12 protein-coding genes, 1 tRNA gene and 1 pseudogene are annotated in these 17,910 nt (G+C 69.2%); 7 read left to right on the forward strand and 7 right to left on the reverse strand.

Features of this window, described 5'->3' with window-relative positions; all coding sequences use genetic code 11:
* Positions 1-270: 270 nt before the first annotated feature.
* Positions 271-1,740 (reverse strand): catalase, encoded by a 1,470-nt coding sequence (locus H613_RS0120920; protein WP_026925314.1) that lies wholly within the window; start codon positions 1,738-1,740, stop codon positions 271-273.
* Positions 1,741-1,931: 191 nt separating this feature from the next.
* Between H613_RS0120920 and H613_RS0120925 the strand changes: the two genes are divergently transcribed.
* The 3 genes from H613_RS0120925 to H613_RS0120935 all read left to right on the forward strand — a co-directional run bounded on the left by H613_RS0120925 (position 1,932) and on the right by H613_RS0120935 (position 4,257).
* The gene (locus tag H613_RS0120925) at positions 1,932-2,351 is read left to right on the forward strand and encodes a transcriptional repressor (RefSeq protein ID WP_026925315.1); all 420 of its coding nucleotides are present in this window, start codon (positions 1,932-1,934) and stop codon (positions 2,349-2,351) included.
* Positions 2,352-2,421: 70 nt separating this feature from the next.
* The gene (nhaA, locus tag H613_RS28105) at positions 2,422-3,801 is read left to right on the forward strand and encodes a Na+/H+ antiporter NhaA (RefSeq protein WP_051393641.1); all 1,380 of its coding nucleotides are present in this window, start codon (positions 2,422-2,424) and stop codon (positions 3,799-3,801) included.
* Positions 3,802-3,867: 66 nt separating this feature from the next.
* Entirely contained in the window at positions 3,868-4,257 is a 390-nt protein-coding gene (locus tag H613_RS0120935) for a DUF3151 domain-containing protein (RefSeq protein WP_035738940.1), read from the forward strand.
* A gap of 204 nt (positions 4,258-4,461) precedes the next feature.
* On the opposite strand, the gene H613_RS0120940 is transcribed toward H613_RS0120935, so the two are convergent.
* From H613_RS0120940 to H613_RS0120950, 3 genes are all read right to left on the reverse strand, one after another.
* Complete coding sequence (locus H613_RS0120940; protein ID WP_051393642.1) at positions 4,462-4,938, reverse strand: QcrA and Rieske domain-containing protein; 477 nt, start codon at positions 4,936-4,938, stop codon at positions 4,462-4,464.
* A gap of 139 nt (positions 4,939-5,077) precedes the next feature.
* Positions 5,078-6,229, reverse strand: coding sequence for an acyl-CoA dehydrogenase family protein (locus H613_RS0120945; RefSeq protein ID WP_026925318.1), 1,152 nt, complete (start codon positions 6,227-6,229; stop codon positions 5,078-5,080).
* An 8-nt stretch (positions 6,230-6,237) separates the two neighbouring features.
* Positions 6,238-7,749, reverse strand: a complete 1,512-nt coding sequence (locus H613_RS0120950; RefSeq protein ID WP_342673031.1) for an acyl-CoA carboxylase subunit beta — start codon at positions 7,747-7,749, stop codon at positions 6,238-6,240.
* Between the two features lie 228 nt (positions 7,750-7,977).
* On the opposite strand from H613_RS0120950, the gene H613_RS0120955 reads away from it, so the two are divergent.
* Complete coding sequence (locus H613_RS0120955) at positions 7,978-10,113, forward strand: acyltransferase family protein (RefSeq protein WP_051393643.1); 2,136 nt, start codon at positions 7,978-7,980, stop codon at positions 10,111-10,113.
* 149 nt (positions 10,114-10,262) lie between these two features.
* On the opposite strand, the gene deoD is transcribed toward H613_RS0120955, so the two are convergent.
* Positions 10,263-10,970, reverse strand: coding sequence for a purine-nucleoside phosphorylase (deoD, locus tag H613_RS0120960; protein WP_026925321.1), 708 nt, complete (start codon positions 10,968-10,970; stop codon positions 10,263-10,265).
* Between the two features lie 108 nt (positions 10,971-11,078).
* Between deoD and H613_RS0120965 the strand changes: the two genes are divergently transcribed.
* Positions 11,079-11,168: transfer RNA gene (locus H613_RS0120965), tRNA-Ser, on the forward strand.
* 306 nt (positions 11,169-11,474) lie between these two features.
* Positions 11,475-12,365, forward strand: a complete 891-nt coding sequence (locus H613_RS28110; RefSeq protein WP_051393644.1) for an endonuclease/exonuclease/phosphatase family protein — start codon at positions 11,475-11,477, stop codon at positions 12,363-12,365.
* Positions 12,366-12,544: 179 nt separating this feature from the next.
* On the opposite strand, the gene H613_RS0120975 is transcribed toward H613_RS28110, so the two are convergent.
* The gene (locus H613_RS0120975) at positions 12,545-14,929 is read right to left on the reverse strand and encodes a transglycosylase domain-containing protein (RefSeq protein ID WP_051393645.1); all 2,385 of its coding nucleotides are present in this window, start codon (positions 14,927-14,929) and stop codon (positions 12,545-12,547) included.
* A gap of 431 nt (positions 14,930-15,360) precedes the next feature.
* On the opposite strand from H613_RS0120975, the pseudogene H613_RS32710 reads away from it, so the two are divergent.
* Positions 15,361-15,636: pseudogene (locus H613_RS32710) on the forward strand (WhiB family transcriptional regulator); the annotation flags it as partial.
* 1,079 nt (positions 15,637-16,715) lie between these two features.
* On the opposite strand, the gene H613_RS0120980 reads toward H613_RS32710, so the two are convergent.
* On the reverse strand, positions 16,716-17,843 hold the full coding sequence (locus tag H613_RS0120980) for an ArsA family ATPase (RefSeq protein WP_035738870.1): 1,128 nt from the start codon (positions 17,841-17,843) through the stop codon (positions 16,716-16,718).
* Positions 17,844-17,910: the final 67 nt, after the last annotated feature.

The following is a 17,910-nucleotide window of genomic DNA, read 5'->3' on the forward strand; positions in this document are numbered from 1 at the left end:
AAAAGGTGCCCGGTCGGGGAAACCCTTCAAACCCCGACCGGGCGGTGGTGACTCAGCGCGGCGTTGACAGGGGAGCCGGCGTTGCTGAGCCGTGTCGAGGAGACGTGGCGGACCCTGGCGGCTTCTCAATCGGGCCCGTCGCGCGCTCTCGGCGTCTATTCACTTGAGCGGCGGCGCTTGCCGCCGCAGTCCCGTCCCGGCTCTGGCGAGCCGCCGCGCTGCGCGCGGGCCGCTTCCCACTGTGCTCTCTGCTTCGGGAAGCGGCAACGCTCACTGTCGCAGCTCTGCCACCGCGACCGTGAGCCGCTTTCCGAAGTCCTCATCGGCCTTCGCGAAGTTCCCGATCGCCCGCTCGACGATGTCCTCGCGGCTCACCTTCGCCAGCGAGGAGGACAGGTTCGCGATGAGGCGGTCCTGCTCGCCGTCGGTCATGAGCCGGTACAGGTTCCCCGCCTGCACGAAGTCGTCGTCCTCGGCGTGGCGCGGCGTCTCCCACTCGCCCGTGGCCCCGCTGACCTCCACCGGCGCCCACAGCGGCTGACCGGTCTGGTCCGGGCCGCCGAAGGAGTTCGGCTCGTAGTTCTTCTGGCGGCCGTGGCGGCCGTCGTAGGCGTAGCCGTCGCGGTTGTTGTTGCGCGCCTCGGTGGCGTGCGGGCGGTTCACCGGCAGGCTGTCGGCGTTGATGCCCACGCGGTAGCGGTGCGCGTCGCCGTAGGCGAACAGGCGGCCCTGGAGCATCTTGTCCGGGCTCGGCCCGATGCCCGGCACGAAGTGCGCCGGGGAGAAGATCGACTGCTCGACCTCGGCGAAGATGTTCTCCGGGTTGCGGTTCAGCTCCAGCTTGCCGATCTCGATGCGCGGGTAGTCCTCGTTCGGCCACACCTTCGTCAGGTCGAACGGGTTGAACCGGTACGTCGCGGCCTCGGCGGCCGGCATGATCTGCACGGAGACCGTCCACGACGGGAACTCGCCGCGCTCGATCGACTCGCGCAGGTCCCGCTGGTGCGAGTCGGGGTCGCTGCCGGCCAGCTCGTCGGCCTCCTCCTGGGTGAGGCACTTGATGCCCTGGTCGGTCTTGAAGTGGTACTTCACCCAGAACTGCTCGCCCTCGGCGTTGACCCACTGGTAGGTGTGGGAGCCGAAGCCGTCCATGTGCCGGTAGGACGCCGGGATGCCCCTGTCGCCGTGGACCCACGTCACCTGGTGCACCGACTCGGGGCTCAGGCTCCAGAAGTCCCAGACGTTGTCGGGCTCCTGGCTGCCGGTGTACGGGTCGCGCTTCTGGGTGTGGATGAAGTCGGGGAACTTGATCGCGTCGCGGATGAAGAAGACGGGCGTGTTGTTGCCGACCAGGTCGTAGTTGCCCTCTTCGGTGTAGAACTTCAGCGCGAAGCCGCGCGGGTCGCGCACGGCGTCGGCCGCGCCGAGGTTCCCGGCCACGGTCGAGAAGCGCAGGAACGTCTCGGTCTCCTTGCCGACCGTGTTCAGGAACGCGGCCCTGGTGTAGCGCGAGACGTCGGCGGTGGCGGTGAAGGTGCCGTAGGCCCCGGCGCCGCGGGCGTGCACGACGCGCTCGGGGATGCGCTCGCGGTTGAAGTGCGCGAGCTTCTCCAGCAGCACCTGGTCTTGGATGAGGAGCGGCCCGCCAACACCGGCCGCTTCGCTCTGGTTGTTGTCGGCCACCGGCGCGCCGGACTCGGTGGTCAGCGGTCCCGCGGTGTTGTCGAACTGATCGCTCATGAAGCGCCCTTCCTCACTGTGTTGCATCGGAGTCCGGGCCGGATGCGTGCGGCCGGCCGGGCCTCGGTTCCTTCGACTCGATCCTAGCTTAGACTTCGTCTAATGAAAGATCCAGTCCCACGTCAGTGGTGTCACAGTGTTTCTGCTGCTAGAGTGGGATGGACTCCCGAAAAACGCCCTGAGAGACGACCATGAGTGACCTCGTTACCCGGTTGCGCCGGCACCAATGGCGCATGACTCCGCAGCGTCGAGTGATCGCCGAGACGCTCGACGGGGCCCACGTGCACTACACCGCCGACGAGATCCTCGAACGCGCCTGCGAGCGCATGCCCGAGCTCTCCCGCGCCACCGTCTACAACACCCTCAACGAGCTGGTCGCCCTCGGCGAGGTCCTCGAACTCAACTTCGACGGCCGGTCCAAGCGCTACGACCCCAACGTCGACCACGAGCACCACCACCTCATCTGCGACGGCTGCGGCGCCACCAAGGACGTCCACACCGTCGCCGACCCGCTCGACTGGCTCCCGGGCGACGAACGCCACGGCTTCGCCGTCGCCAAGGCCTCCATCACCTTCCGCGGCCGGTGCCCCGAGTGCCGGGAGGCCCGCTGAGCGCCCGCCGCGCCGCGCGAAAAACCGGACGCCTCCCGACTTCGCCGCGCCGCTCGCTAGGCTTCCTCGCATGAGGCTGACGCAGGAACCCTGGAAATCCCCGATCTGGCGCTCCGGCCCCGCGTTCCTGTACTCCCAGCGGCCCCTGGCCCGCTACGTCGGCCGCCCCGCCGCCGAGTTCCTCAAGATCGAACCGGCCGCGGGCATCGTCCTCCTCGTCTGCGCCGTGGTCGCGATGCTGTGGGCCAACTCCCCGTGGGGCGGCTCCTACACCGGCCTGTGGGGCATGGACGTCACGCTCCAGATCGGCGACTTCACCCTCTCCCACACCCTCCACGACTGGGTCAACGACGGGTTGATGGCGATCTTCTTCTTCGTGGTCGGCATGGAGATCAAGAGCGAGATCGTCTCGGGGGAGCTGCGCAACGTCCGCACCGCCGTCACGCCCATCGCCGCGGCCGCCGGCGGCATGATCGTCCCGGCCCTGATCTACACCGGCTTCAACTTCGGCGGCGAGGCCTCCGGCGGCTGGGGCATCCCCATGGCCACCGACATCGCCTTCGCGCTCGGCGTCCTCGCCCTGTTCGGCAGCCGCATCCCCTCCCCGGCGCGGATCTTCCTGCTCACCCTCGCCATCGTCGACGACCTCGGCGCCATCGCCGTCATCGCCGTGTTCTACACCGACGACCTGTCCACCGGCTGGCTCGCCGTCGCCGCGGCCCTGGTGCTCGCGGCCGTCGCGATGCGGCTGCTCAACGTCTGGTCGGCGCCGGTCTACCTCGTCATCGGCGTCGCGCTGTGGGTGGCGATGCTCGAATCGGGCGTCCACGCCACGATCGCCGGGGTCGTCATGGGGCTGATCATCAGCGCCAAGCCCCTGCTCGACCCCGCCGTCGCCCACGCCGAGGCCCAGCGGATGGCCGAGGGCGGGCTGACCGCCGCCGAGACCGAGCGGCTCGTCAAGCTCACCCGCGACGCCGCCGCGCCGGCCGAGCGCATCCAGGAGCGCTTCCACCCGTTCTCCTCGTTCGTGGTGCTGCCGGTGTTCGCGCTCGCCAACGCCGGGGTGGCGCTCTCGGGGGACCTGCTCGCGGACGCGGCCACCTCACCGGTGACGATCGGGATCGCCGTGGGGCTCGTGGTCGGCAAGATCGTCGGCGTGGGGGCCACGACCTGGCTGGTCGTCAAGACCGGCCTGGGCCGCCTGCCCGAGGGGACGTCGTGGCCGCTGGTGGGGGGCCTGGCGACCGTCGCGGGCATCGGCTTCACCGTGGCGCTGTTCATCACCGAGCTGGCCTTCGGCGGCGGCGACGCCGAACTGCTGACCGACGAGGCCAAGATCGGCGTCCTGGCCGCCTCGCTCATCGCCGCCGTCTTGGGCGCACTGGTGCTCGGGGCGGCCGCCCCGAGACGCGGTGAGGGTGATCGGGACGCCACCGACGGGGGTTAGGCTTGGCTCAGTTCACGAGCGACTCGAACCTAGAGTGAGGACACCGCATTGGCGCCGCAGAATCTCATGTCCCAACCCCCCGCCACACTGCTCCCCGAGGACGCCGAGGCCAGGAAGTACCTCGACGGGCATTCGCCGGAGGACACGGTCCGGCATTTCCCGTGGTTCTGCGCGGCCTGGGCGCGGCTGGCCAAGAACGCCATGGAGGCCGAGGACGACGTGACGGCGTACGCGTTCGCCCGTACCGGCTACCACCGGGGCCTCGACCAGCTGCGGCGCAGCGGCTGGAAGGGCCACGGTCCGATTCCCTGGGAGCACAAGCCGAACCGCGGGTTCCTCAAGTCGCTCTACCAGCTCTCGCGCGCCGCCGCCTCGATCGGCGAGGCCGACGAGGCCGCCCGCTGCGCCCAGTTCCTGCGCGACTCGGACCCGGCCGCCGCCGACGCCCTGACGTAAGGCTCGCCTTCGGCGCAGTCCGGCCCGGTCTCCCGCCCGCTCCGCGGGGCGGCCGCACTGCCGGGCTCGCGGATATGCAGCGATACGGCTGGGACCCGGACGGCATGCCGTCCGGGCCCCAGCCGTCCCCTGTCAACCGCCGCGCTTGCGCGGCCGCGTCCAGCTTGTGTACGGCGCCGTCGGAACGCGGGGCGGAGCCGGCCCTCAGGCGAGGGTGATGCTCCCGTTCTCGACGCTGATCGCCACTTCGGTCAGGCCGGTCTCGGCCGGGCCCTTGAGCAGTTCGCCTTCCATGCCGAACTCGGAGTGGTGGTTCGGGCAGATGATGACGCCCTCGTCGTTCGGGGCGTCCACGATGGTGCCCATGTGCGGGCAGACGGCCGAGAACGCGAGGAACTCGTCGGCGCTCGGCTGCACGATCACGGTCTCGCCGGCGACGATGCCGCCGCCGACCGGCACGTCGGCGGTCTGGGCCAGCGCCTCGGCGCCGCCCTCTCCGCCGCCGTCACTGCCGCTGCCGCCGGTCTCGCCGCCGCTCCCGCTCGAGTCGCCGACGGGTTCGGCGGTGCCGCAGGCGCTCAGGGCTCCCGCGGCGCCGATGCCGGCCAGGCCGCACATGAGTCCGCGCCGCGAAGCGAGGATGCGCCGTGCCACCGCGCGGCCCGTGTCGATGTCGGTCATTGCTGCTCCTCAGTGCCGCCGCGCAATATCGCGGCTTATATGCCTATAGGTGGGTTTGGAGGGGGACCATCCCATTGAGGCGGCCATGCGGCAACAGTACGTCCGCGACATCGAGCTTGTCACACACATACTTCAGATTTCAAGTATTTTGTTGAAGTTTTAATAAAACTCCCAGGGATCGCGCAATGACCATGCGCTGCACCTCGTTCGTGCCCTCGCCGATCTCCAGGATCTTGCAGTCGCGCCAGGCCCGGGCCACCGCCGTCTCGTTCATGAACCCGTAGCCGCCGAAGATCTGCGTGGCCTCCCGGGCGTTCTCCACGGCCGCCTGGCTGGCGTACAGCTTCGCGATCGCCGCGTCGGTGCCGAACGCCTCGCCGCCGTCGGCCCGCTCGGCCGCGTCCAGATAGGCCAGACGCGCGGTGTGCGCCCGCAACCGCATGTCGGCGAGCATGAACGCGATCGCCTGGTTGTCCGCGATCGGCCTGCCGAACGCCTCGCGCTCCTTGGCGTGGGCGAGCGCCTCGTCCAGGCACCCCTGCGCCATCCCGGTGGCGAGCGCGGCGATGGCGACCCGCCCGGAGTCGAGCAGTTCGAGGAACTGCGTGAAGCCACGGCCCCGCTCGCCGACGAGGTTCTCGGCCGGGACGCGGCAGCCGTCGAAGTAGAGCGGCCGCGTGTCCGAGGCCCGCCAGCCCACTTTGGAGTACTCGGGGCCGATCTCCAGGCCCGGCGTGCCCGGCTCCACCGCGATGCACGAGACCTCATCGGGGCCAGTGGAGGCGGTGGCGATGACGAGGTCGGTCATCGATGTCCCGGCGTTGGTGATGAAGCACTTCGCGCCGTCGATCACCCACTCGCCGTCCTCCAGGCGGGCGCGCGTGTCGGTGTGGCCCGCGTCGGTGCCGCCGCCCGGTTCGGTGAGCGCGAACGCGCACAGCCCCTCACCGGCGGCCAGGCTCGGCAGCCAGCGGCGGCGCTGCTCGTCGGTGCCGAACTTCGCGATCGCCTCGGCGCCGAGCGTCACCGACGCCTCGACGGTGACGGCCACCGAGGAGTCGACGCGGGCGATCTCCTCGATGGCGAGGCAGAACATGAGCAGCCCCGCCTCGGCCCCGCCGTGCTCCTCGGGCAGCGTGACGCCGAAGACCCCGAGCTTGCCCAGCTCGCGGACCAGATCGGCGGGGAAGACGCCCCGCTCGTAGTAATCGCCGATCACGGGACGGATCTCCGTCTCGGCGAACTCCCTCACCGCGGCGGCGAACTCCGCCTGCTCCGGGCTCAGTCTCATGGCTCCTCCTACACCGGTGTTATCGGATGTCTGCGGTCCCCGAACCGACGGTCCTTGTGGGACAGTCGGCGGTAGCGTGCGATCAGGTCCCCGCGCAGCTGCGCGGGCTCGACGATGTCGTCGACGACCAGTTCCCCCGCGAGGCGGCGCAGATCGATGTCGGCCTCGTACTCCTCGCGCCTGTCGGCGATGAACCGCTCGCGCTCGGCCGCGTCCTCGATCTTCGCGATCTTGTTCGCGTACACGGCGTTCACGGCCGCCTCGGCGCCCATGACGGCGATCTTCGCGGTCGGCAGTGCGATCACCGCGTCCGAGCCGAACGCGGGCCCGGACATCGCGTACAGCCCGGCCCCGTAGGCCTTGCGCACCACGACGCACACCTTCGGCACCGTCGCCTCGGCGACGGCGGCGATCATCTTGGCGCCGTGGCGGATGATGCCGCCCTTCTCGAACTCGCTGCCCACCATGAACCCCGGCACGTCGGCCAGGAACAGCAGCGGCACGTTGAACGCGTCGCAGGTGCTGACGAAGCGGGCGGCCTTGTCGGCCGAGTCGGTGAACAGCACCCCGCCCTTCACCGCCGAGTTCGAGGCCACGACGCCGACGGGCCTGCCGTCGAGCCGCGCGAAGGCGCAGACGAGCTCCCCGGCCCACCTGGCCTGGACCTCCAGGACCGAGTCGCGGTCGACCAGTCCCGCGATGAAGTCGTGCATGTCGAACGGCGTCGACTCCCCGGGCGGGACCACCGCTTCCAGGTCGGTCTCGACCGGCGGGCGGGCCGCGCGCGCCGGCGGCGGCTGCGTCCAGTTCGAGGGCAGGTACGACAGCCAGCGGCGCACCGTCGCGATCGCCTCGTCCTCGTTGCGGCACAGGAAGTGCCCCACGCCGGACTGCTCGCAGTGGACGCGCGCCCCGCCCATCGCCTCCAATGTGGTCTGCTCGCCGGTGACCATCTCGACCATGCGCGGGCTCCCCAGGTACATCGAGGCGTTGCCGTCCACCATGGCCACGACGTCGCAGAACGCCGGGATGTAGGCCCCGCCGGCGGCCGAGGGCCCGAACAGGGCGCACGCCTGCGGGATCTGCCCCGAGGCTCTCACCTGCTCGTGGAAGATCCGGCCCGCGCCCCTGCGCCCGGGGAACAGCTGCACCTGGTCGGTGATGCGCGCCCCGGCCGAGTCGACCAGGTACACGAGCGGATGCTGCTCGACCTGGGCGGCCTCGATGGTGCGGATGATCTTCTCGACCGTCCTGGCGCCCCACGACCCGGCCTTGACCGTCGAGTCGTTGGCGATCACGCGCACCGGGCGCCCCTGCACCGTCGCCGACCCGCACACCACGCCGTCGGCCGGCAGCGTCGGGTCCGGGTTGGCCCACAGGGCGTCCTCGGTGAACGAGTCGACGTCGGTCAGGCGCCGGATGCGCTCGCGGGCGTGGTACTTGCCCGCCGCGGCGGCGGCCCGGTGGTACTTCTCGGCGCCTCCGCGCAGGATGCCCTCGCGTTCGGCGGTGTAGTCCACGATGCGCGCCCCTTTCACAGCCACGGAACTTAACGATCGTTAAGGTTATCTCATTGTGTCCCGGGAATGAACCGCTGTCAACGCCTTCCCGTCACCGCTTGTGCACGACCCGCTCCAGCGCTTAGGCTCGAAAGGCGATCCCCTCCTCGGCGACGCCGGCGAGTCCCGCACCCCGGGACGGCCGAACCCGTGGCGCCCCGTACCGGGGCGGCCCCGACCCGGAGACCCATGAGCACCGAGACCAGCGAGACCGCAGCGTCCCCCGAACGGCGGCCCACCGGCCGCACCGCGTCCGAGCACCGGTTCCTGCCCGAGATCGAAGGCCTGCGCGGGGCCGCCATCGTCGTCATCGCCGTCTACCACATCTGGTTCAACCGCGTCTCCGGCGGCGTCGACGTCTTCTTGCTCCTGTCGGGCTTCTTCATCACCGGCAGCCTGGTGCGCGCCGTCGAATCGGGCACCCACGGCGACGCCCGCGGAGCCGTGAATTGGTATGGCATCGACCCGGCCCGCTACGCGGCCCGGATCGTGCGCCGCATCTTCCCGCCCGCGCTCATCGTCGCCGCCGCCACCCTCGTCATGGCCGTGGTCTGGCTGCCGCGGGCCGGCTGGAACCAGCAGGTCGGCGACGTCCTCGCCTCCGCGTTCTACATCGGCAACTGGCGCCTCGCCGAGAACGCCGTCGACTACCTCTCGTCCAACAACGGCGCCAGCATCATCCAGCACTACTGGTCGCTGGGCGTCCAGGCCCAGTTCTACCTCCTGTGGCCGATCCTCATCGCCGCCTGCGCCTGGATCGCCGTCCGCACCGGGCGCAGATTGCGAGGCATCCTCGCGATCGCCCTCACGGCCGTGTTCGCCGCCTCCTTCGCGTTCGCGCTGTGGGAGGTCGCGAACAACCAGGCGTACGCCTACTTCGACACCCGGGCGCGATTGTGGCAATTCGCCATCGGCGGCCTCCTGGTCCTCGCGCTCCCGCACCTCAAGCTCGGGCGCCGCACCGCGGGCGCCCTGAGCTGGGTCGCCGTCGTCGCGCTCGCCGCCTGCGGCATGGTCCTGGACTCGACCCAGTTCCCCGGGCTCGCCGCGCTGTGGCCGGTCCTCGCCGCGGCCGCCGTCATCGCCGTCGCCACCGCCCAGCCCGGCGCCGGGGCCGGGCGCCTGCTCCAGACCCGCCCGCTCCAGTCGCTCGGCCGCCTGTCCTACGCCCTCTACCTGTGGCATTGGCCGGTCCTCATCTGCTACCTCGCCACCACCGGCCGGGACCTCGCCACCCTCGCGGGGGGCCTCGGCGTCATCGCCGTCTCCTTCGTGCTCGCCGCCGCCACCCACTGGGCGCTCGAGGTGCGCCTGAAGGCCAGCGGCCTCGGCCAGCGCACCATTCCCGGGGCTGCCGCGCTCGGCGCCGCGAGCCTCGCGCTCGCCCTGGCCGCGTGCGGCTCGCTCGCCGGGTACATCGCCTACGAACGCGACCGCCTCGACCCGGGGAGCGCCGACGCCGACACCTACCCCGGGGCCGCCGCGCTCGCCGAGGGCCTCGACGTCGACCAGGCCGACTTCATCCCCTCCACGCTCGACGCCGCCGACGACCGCGACCCGGCGCTGTCGGGCGAGTGCAACCAGACCATGGAGGGCTACGAGCTGGTCCGCTGCGACTTCATCGGAGACACCTTCGTGCAAGGCGACGAGCGGCTGCCCGGTCCGGCGGACGAGTCCGGGGCCGAGCGGACGGTCGTCATGTACGGCGGCTCGAAGATCTGGCACTGGCTCCCGGCCATGCAGGCCGCCGCCGAGCGCAACGACTGGCACGTGATCACGTTCATCAAGAACGCGTGCATCATCGCCACCGAGCAGCCGAACATGGACGAGGAGCGCTACCGCTCCTGCGCGGCCTGGAACGACGCCGCCGTCGAGGCGATCGTCGCGATCGCGCCCGACATCGTGTTCACCTACGGCTCGCGCGTCGGCTACGACGCGGTCGAATCGTTCCCCGCCTACAACGAGCGCTACGAGCAGCTGCTCGTCAGCGGCGCCGAGGTGGTCGCCGTCCGCGACACGCCGAGCCCGCGGTTCGACATGCCCACGTGCGTCGACCTCGAAGGCGCCGACGCCGAGGAGTGCACCGTCGACCGCGGCGCCTACTATCCCGACGAGGACGCCTTCGACGACCTCGCCGTCCCCGAGAGCGTGCACAAGATCGACTTCACGGACTACCTCTGCTCGGCCGCCGAATGCCCGCCGGTGGTCGGCAACATCCTGGTCTACCGCGACGACGCCCACATGACGAACACGTATGCGGCCACGCTCGCCCCCTACCTGGAAGCTGAGATGCTCGCCGCCCTCGGCCACGCAATGGAGTTATAACCTATAACCTAATCATATAGCCTATAACCTCAAAAAATACTATAGGCTATAATCACCGTGTGGCTATAGCCTATAACACCATCAAGGTAAGTGCAGTGCCGCGAAGTCGGCAACACGCCGACACCCATCCGTCAGACCGCCGCGGCGCCTCAGGCCACCACGGCATCGAGGGCGATCTCGACCATCTCCGAGAACGACTCCTGGCGCTCGGCGGCCGGGAGTTCGGTGCCCTTGAGGATGTGGTCGGAGATCGTGCACACCGCCAGCGCCCGGGCCTTGAACTTCGCGGCGAGCGTGTAGATCGCCGCGGCCTCCATCTCGATCGCCAGGATCCCGTAGTCGGTCAGCAGTTCCTCGACGTCGGGCGCGTCGGTATAGAACGTGTCCGAGCTGTACAGCTGCCCCACGTGCAGGTTGACGCCCCTCGCCTCGGCGGCGTCGACGGCGGCGCGCAGCAGCCCGAAGTCGGCCACCGGCGCGTAGTCGACCACGCCCTTGAAGCGGATGCGGTTCATGCTCGAGTTCGTCGACGCCCCGATCGCGGCCACCACGTCGCGCAGCTCGATGTCATCGTGGACGGCCCCCGCCGAACCCACCCGCACCAGCGTCTTGACACCGTAGACGTCGAGCAGCTCGTGCGTGTAGATCGACGCCGAAGGCTGCCCCATGCCGGTGCCCTGGACCGAGACACGATGGCCCTTGTAGGTGCCGGTGAAGCCGAACATGTTCCTGACCTCGCTGTAGCAGACCGCGTCGGTCAGGAAGTTCTCGGCGATCCACTTCGCACGCAGCGGGTCGCCGGGCAGCAGGACGCTCTCGGCGATGTCGCCGGGCGATGCGGAGATGTGCGCTGTCATGGCGCCAGCATGCCACAAACATCCCATGAATTCGCGGACAGTGCCTGTGAGCCAGATCCCCGATACCCGCTTGCCGCCCCGGTACGACGATCCGGTAGCCTTTTCCGCGGTGGCGTGTCCGAGCGGCCGAAGGAGCTCGCCTCGAAAGCGAGTAAACGTTCACGCGTTTCGTGGGTTCAAATCCCACCGCCACCGCCATTTGGCCCCAGGTCAGCACCGGCATTCAGCCGCTGATCTGGGGTTGCTCTTTTTCGGCATCGCCTGCCGTCGCACCGGACCGCATGCCCTCGCACCTCGATTCCCCCACCCCACCGATCCGAGAGGTCCACGCGCCTCCCGCCTCACGCGAGGCGTTCGGCCCCCCGCCCCGAGCCCTGATGTCCCCCGGCCGCCCGGAGCGCCGCTGGCGCCGCCCGTCTAGGCTGTCCAAGTCGAGCGGCAATGAAAGGCGGGCGAGGAGTGGGCCGGTCCTCAACGGGCGCGAGAGTCTTCAGCGCCATACTCATGGCGGCCTCCCTGGCACTGGCGGCCATGCTGCTCGCTCACCGGTTCATCCCCAACCGCTGGTACAACCTCGGTAGCCTCATCGAGACGTTCCTGCCGTGGTTCGGCCTGCTCATCCCGCCGCTGATCATCCTCGCCGCCATCCGCCGCCGCCCCCTGGCCATCCTCATCGCGCTCCTGCCCGGCCTCGTCTGGCTCAAGCTCTACGCCGGCCTCCTCCCCGACAAGGACGACGGCCCCGGCGACTTCCGCGTCATCACCCACAACATCAACGCCACGAACACCGACACCGAGGCCACCGCCGACCGCCTCCTCGACGCCGACCCCGACATCCTCGCCCTCGTCGAGGTCACCGAGCACCAGCGCGAGGAATACGACCGAATCCTCAGCGAGCACTACGCCTACTCGGCCTTCTACGGCACCATCGCCCTCTGGTCCGACCAGCCCATCGCCGCATCGAACGAGATCAACCTCGAACTGGGCTGGACCCGCGCCTTCCGCGCCGAGATCGACATCGACGGACAGCCCGTCGCCTTCTACATCGCGCACCTCCTGTCGGTCCGCGTCAACACCGAGGGCTTCACCGCGGACCAGCGCAACCGCACCGCCCAACTCCTCGGCAGGGCCATCGCCGCCGAGCAGCTCGACCGCGTCGTCCTCCTCGGCGACCTCAACGGCACCGCCCAGGACCGCGCCCTCGCGCCCATCACCTACCAGCTCGAATCCGCGCACGCCACCGCCGGCAAGGGCTTCGGCTTCACCTGGCCCGCCCAGCACCCGCTCGCCCGCATCGACCAGGTCCTCTACCGCGGCCTGGAGGCCACCGGCGCCGACGTCCTCGAAGCCACCGCCTCCGACCACCTGCCGGTCCAGGCCGACTTCGGCTTCTGACCCGTGCAGCTGACCTCGTGCAACCATCGGCGTCCGCCGACGCGTCTTGAAGACGTGAGGGACGCGGGCACTCGATCCCACCCGCGGTGGCCGCGCCGCTCGCTTGACCTCGTTTCCTCCCCAAGGCGAAGGCCCGCAGGCCCGTCCGTCGACGGCACCGGCGGGCCTTCGCCGCGCGATCAGTCGTTGCCCGGCCCCGGCGGGTTGTCGCCGCCCGGGCCACCTTCATTGCCGCCGCCCTCGCCGCCGGGGCCGCCTTCATCGCCTGCCGGCTCCTCGTAGCCTGAGCCGTTCGAGACCAGGATGTAGATCGGGCTGCCCTCCGGCGCCGAACCGGTCACCGAGGTCGAGAACGCCTGCCCCTCCTTGCATTCGGAGTCGAACTTGCCCGGCGCGATCGACACGTCGAAACCGGCGCTCGCCACTCGGGACTTCGCCGAGCCGGGATCCTCGCAGCCGATGCCCGGGATCGAGACGAGGCCCTCGCCGTTGATCATCTCGTCCGAGGGCGCCGACCAGCCCTTCTCGTCCAGGCCTTCCACGGCGGCCTGGAGGACGTCCACACCGGTCTCGCGGACCACCTCGTGGAAGCCGGAGGCGAGGTTGTCGTTGGCCGAGTTGTCCGGGTCGCCGACGAACGTGGCGGTGGTGGCGTTCGGGGTCGAGCCGATGAACCAGTAGGAGCGGTCGGCGTTGGCCGTACCGGTCTTGCCGATGACGGGGCGGCCGAAGCCGTCGGCCTCGCGGGCGGTGCCGCCGACGCAGCGGGTCTTGTCGGCGTTGTCGTAGACCGGGCAGTGGGCGGCGCTGACGGCCGCCAGGGCGACGTCCTCGTCGATGACCTGCTCGCAACTGGGCGCCGAGGCCTCGGCCCACTCCTCGCCGTCGACGGTGATGACCTTCATCACCGGCAGCGGGTCGCAGTGCAGGCCCCCCGCGGCCACCGTGGCGTAGGCCTCGGCCATGTCGAGCGGGGTCGTATTGTCGGCCATGCCGAGGGTGAACACGCCGTAATGCTCGTCGATGAAGTCGTCGGGGTCCGCCTCCGCGTCCTCCGCGTCGTGGCGGGCCTGTTCGACGCCGCTGGTGGAGCCGAAGTCGATGCCGAGCCGCTCGGCCATCTCGACGGCCTTGGAGGTGCCGATCATCTCCTGGAGCTGCACGAAAGCGGTGTTGGAGGACTTGCCGAACATGCCCCAGAAGTCGAGCAGCTGGTTGGCCGAGTAGCCCTCGGTGGTGGGGCACCAGTTCCAGAACGGGTTGTTGTACTCGTCGTACTGCTTGTTGCATTTGACGTCTTCGTCGGCTCCCTCGCCGACGGTGTACTGCGAGGTGTACTGCTTCGGCGACGACAGGGTGGTCTTGAGCGGCCAGCCCTGTTCGAGCGCGGCGAGCATGGTGAACATCTTGAACGTCGACCCGGCAGGGAAGCCGGAGACCTCGTCGTTGCCGCTCAGCAGCGGGATGGTGGTGTTCGGGTAGTTCGAGGGACCCTCCTCACCGTCGGTGCGCGGGCCGTTCCCGCTCTGGTCGAGGCTGTAGACGCGGTTGACGGCCATGGAGCGGACGTGGCCGGTGCCCGGGGTGATGGCGACCGAGCCGAGCGCTCGGGGATCGTCGTCGTCGATCTCGTCGTGGATGGCGTCCATCGCCGCCGACTGGAGGTCGGGATCGAGCGAGGTGACGATGCGGAAGCCGCCGCGCTTGAGCAGGCTGAGCCGGTCGCGCTCGGTCTCGCCGAAGAGCTCCTGGCTCGCCCACCACTCCTTGAAGTAGTCGCAGAAGAAGCCCCAGTTCGCCGTGGCGACGTCGACGCATTCGGAGCGGGTCTCGCGCGGGTTGAGGCCCAGCGGCTGCGCCTTGGCCTCGTCGGCCTCGGCCTGGGAGACCATGTCGAGCGACGCCATGCGGTCGAGCACCCAGTTACGCCTGTCGACAATGAGGGAATCATCACCCTCGCCGTCGAGGAGGCCGTCGGCGTAGGACGGGAATTTGGGGAGCGAGGCGAGGGTGGCGGCCTCGTGGAGCTCGAGTTCCGTTGGGGGCTTGTTGAAGTAGGTGTAGGAGCCGGCGTTGATGCCGTAGGCCTGGTTGCCCAGGTATATGACGTTCAGGTAGCCCTCAAGGATTTCCTCTTTGGACATCTCGTCCTCGATCGCCAAGGCGTACCTGGCTTCACGGAGCTTCCGCTCGTAGGTGTCCTCGGACGCCTCGATGACTTCGTCGATGGTTGAAGCGGAGTAGATGAGGGTATTACGCACGAACTGCATAGTGAGGGTCGAGGCGCCCTGCGTGTCGCCGCTCTGATTGGCGACGGCGGCGCGCACGATGCCGGCCCAATCGACACCGGAGTGTTCGTAGAACTTGGAGTCCTCCGCGGCCAGGAGGGCGTCGATCATGAGGGGATCGACCTCGTCGAGGGAGACCTCGCGACGGTTCTCCTCGTAGAAGGAGGTGATGAGCGTTTCTCCGTCGGAAGCGTAGACGTAGCTCGTCTGCGGAAGGGTCGGCTGGGTGAGCTCGGTCGGCAGCGACTCGAACGAGTCGATGCTGTCGCTGGCCACGATGCCTCCCGTCGCGACGAGCGGGAAGGCAGCCGCTGCCGCGAGGACTCCCGCGAGGACTCCACATGCGAGCAGGGCTATGGCGTCCCCAAGGGGACTCCGGTCGCGTTTCAACGTCTCCACCGCCTCAGATTAGAACGAACTTGCGATAGCCAGGGACGCTGGGTTGTCAGGTGCCCGGCTTTGATACGCCGCTCGCACTGAGACGAGATGCCCTCGTATCGCGATCGTTATTATCGCGAGGCGCCATCGCGATCCAAACCCTAGGGGTGAAGCCATCCCACAAAGTCCGATTTTAGTCTCGGAGAGTAGTCAAACACTTACAAGAGGTGTAGGGTCCGTTCTTGACAGCGACGTTGTGTGATCGAAAGATTACTGGCGCGAAGCTGTCGGGGGGTATGAAGGGAAAATCTCACGGGGAGGTCATGCAGATGGGACTGCTGATCGACTGGACGACCAAGGCGCTCTGTCAAGAGGGCGACCCCGATGCACTGTTCGTGCAAGGGGCTGAACAGAACAATGCGAAGAAGATCTGCCGCGGCTGTCCGGTCCGGCTCGAGTGTCTCGCTGATGCGCTCGACAATCGAATCGAATTCGGAGTGTGGGGCGGCATGACCGAACGCGAACGACGTGCACTATTGCGCAAACACGCCGACGTCCGATCCTGGAGGTCGGTCTTCGAAGTGGCACTGGAAGAGGAGCAGCGGAGCGCCAGGAAATCCAGCCGGCGCCGCATTCCGGTGGACCTCAACTTCTTACCGCCAGGCCGCCGAAAGGCGGTGAGCGGCCGACCGCGCCCGCGACGGAGACTTCCGTCCGGGCGCGTTGTCATGTCCGCGCCAAGCAGGGCGCCGCGGCTCCTCCCCGGCCAATCCAAAACGCGAACCGGCCATGTCCCGGCCGAGCGAAGCCCCCACCGCGGCGCTACGCCCTCCATCTGGAGCGCGTTGCGGTGTCCCCGGAACTTATCCACAGGTGAGGAAGGCGACCGCAACCTTTCGGAGAACCCGCCGGACCAGCGCAAACACCGCCGAAGCCAAAAGTTATCCACAGGCGAAAAAACATGCCTTGAAAGTCTTGACTTCGCGTGGGAGGGTCCATACAAAAACGGATACCGGAAGTAGTCACCCCATCACAGTCTTTCCCCTAGGTGGTCGGCAGGCCAGCGGTGCAGTGGGATCCGCGGACACCGCATAGAAGATCGCGCGGGGTAGCTCCCCGCGCGGCGCCTGCCGACCGCCGCCGCGGTAAACGAGCGCGGGTGTGCTGGGCGCCCAGCACACCCGCCGCTCACCCTCTCGCGATAGCCCTTCACACGCCCGAGACGCGACCTGGCGATGACCGCCACCCGCCCCGGGCGACATTGGGCGACGGCGTTGTTCGCGATGCGCAGCTGTGTGACGGCTACCCGCGCCCTGGGGCCGACATGCCTTTCGCGCACTCGTGAAGCACCGCCGGCTGCCCGTGCGGGCTGCGGGGGTTCAAATGCCTCCCCGTGCGCGTGAAGTGCTGGGCTCGCGCGTATTGCGCTCGTTCCCAGGCCCAGCGGTCCGTGCCCCGGTTCGGCCGCGGGGCTCGCGCGCGTACTGCGCTCATTCATCTTGGGCCAGGCACGGTTACTCGACTCACGCGGGGCTTGCGCGTACTGCGCTCATGGTGAGGCGGGCCTTTGCGCGCGAGGTGCGTGCCTGCGTTCATGCTCCCCCGGACCGGAGATACGGCGGGCCTTTTGCGCGTGGGGTGCTGTGGGCCTTTGACCAGGTGTGGTTATCGGTCTCGCGGGTCCTTATCGAGTGTTCGCGGCCCCGGAGGCCGTGGCGCCGAAGCTTCTCAGGCCTTCGAGGTCGACCACCTCGGAGCCGAGGGTCGGGAGCCATACCTGGGGGATGTTCGGGCAGGCCGCGCCGTAGCGGGCGGCCACCCGCTGTTCGGCCGTGCGGCGCCGGGCCAGGTCGGCGTGGGTTCGCAGGGCCGCCGCCACCGGGTTCTCGGGGTCGTCCTCCTCCAGCGCCGCCGCCGCGCCCAGGGCCCGCTCGGCGGGCAGCGATGCCCGGACGGGCGTCAGGCGGTTCAGGATCATCCCGTCCAGCGGCATGCGCTCCTCGGTGAGGCGCCGCGAGAAGTACACCGCCTCGTTGATCGCCGCCGGCTCGGGCGTCGCCACGACCAGGAACGACGTCTGGTCGTCCTGCAGGGCCCGGAACGTCGCCTCGGCCCGTTTGCGGAAGCCGCCGAAGGTGTCCTCCAGGCTCGCGGTGAACTCGGCGACGTCGGTCAGGAGGTGGCCTCCGAGGATCTTGTTGAACACCCGCGTGAAGACGGCCGCGCTCGCGCCCATCAAGGACAGCATCGAGCGCCGCGACCCCGGGGTGGAGGCGGACAGGAGCCGGATGATCCGGCCGTCCAGGAAGCGCGCCAGGCGCGCCGGGGCGTCGAGGAAGTCCAGGGCCGATCGCGACGGCGGGGTGTCCAGGACGATCAGGTCCCATCGGCCCGAGGCCTGCAGCTGCCCGAGCTTCTCCATCGCCATGTACTCCTGCGTGCCCGAGAAGGTCGAGGAGACCGCCTGGTAGAAGGGGTTGGCGAAGATCTCCGCGGCGCGGTCCTTCGTCGTGTGCGAGGCGACCACGTCGTCGAAGGTGCGCTTCATGTCGAGCATCATCGCGTCGAGCGAGCCGTCTTCGAGGCCCTTGACCGGGCGCGGGGTGTTGTCGAGGGCCTCCATGCCAAGCGACTGGGCCAGCCGGTGGGCCGGGTCGATCGTGAGCACCACGGTCCGGCGCCCGTGCCGCTCGGCCGCGCGCAGCGCCAGCGCCGCGGCCGTGGTGGTCTTGCCGACGCCGCCGGAGCCGCAGCACGCGATGACGTGCTTGCCCTCGTCGCTCAGCAGTGCGTCCAGGTCGAGGTCACTCATGATCGTCCTGCCTCCAGGGCCGCTCGGCGGGTTTCACTTGCCACCCCTTCGTGTCCGGCCGTGTTCG

Origin of the sequence: Glycomyces arizonensis DSM 44726 (genome assembly GCF_000482705.1) — a bacterium.
GTDB classification, from domain to species: domain Bacteria; phylum Actinomycetota; class Actinomycetes; order Mycobacteriales; family Micromonosporaceae; genus Glycomyces; species Glycomyces arizonensis.

Excerpts from the sequence above, each read along its gene's own strand:
- H613_RS0120945 (WP_026925318.1), bottom strand. The coding sequence starts at position 6,229 with ATGAGACTGAGCCCGGAGCAGGCGGAGTTCGCCGCCGCGGTGAGGGAG.
- nhaA (WP_051393641.1), top strand. The coding sequence starts at position 2,422 with ATGAGGCTGACGCAGGAACCCTGGAAATCCCCGATCTGGCGCTCCGGC.
- H613_RS28110 (WP_051393644.1), top strand. The coding sequence starts at position 11,475 with ATGGCGGCCTCCCTGGCACTGGCGGCCATGCTGCTCGCTCACCGGTTC.
- H613_RS0120940 (WP_051393642.1), bottom strand. The coding sequence starts at position 4,938 with ATGACCGACATCGACACGGGCCGCGCGGTGGCACGGCGCATCCTCGCT.
- H613_RS0120925 (WP_026925315.1), top strand. The coding sequence starts at position 1,932 with ATGAGTGACCTCGTTACCCGGTTGCGCCGGCACCAATGGCGCATGACT.
- deoD (WP_026925321.1), bottom strand. The coding sequence starts at position 10,970 with ATGACAGCGCACATCTCCGCATCGCCCGGCGACATCGCCGAGAGCGTC.
- H613_RS0120980 (WP_035738870.1), bottom strand. The coding sequence starts at position 17,843 with ATGAGTGACCTCGACCTGGACGCACTGCTGAGCGACGAGGGCAAGCAC.
- H613_RS0120935 (WP_035738940.1), top strand. The coding sequence starts at position 3,868 with ATGTCCCAACCCCCCGCCACACTGCTCCCCGAGGACGCCGAGGCCAGG.
- H613_RS0120955 (WP_051393643.1), top strand. The coding sequence starts at position 7,978 with ATGAGCACCGAGACCAGCGAGACCGCAGCGTCCCCCGAACGGCGGCCC.
- H613_RS0120920 (WP_026925314.1), bottom strand. The coding sequence starts at position 1,740 with ATGAGCGATCAGTTCGACAACACCGCGGGACCGCTGACCACCGAGTCC.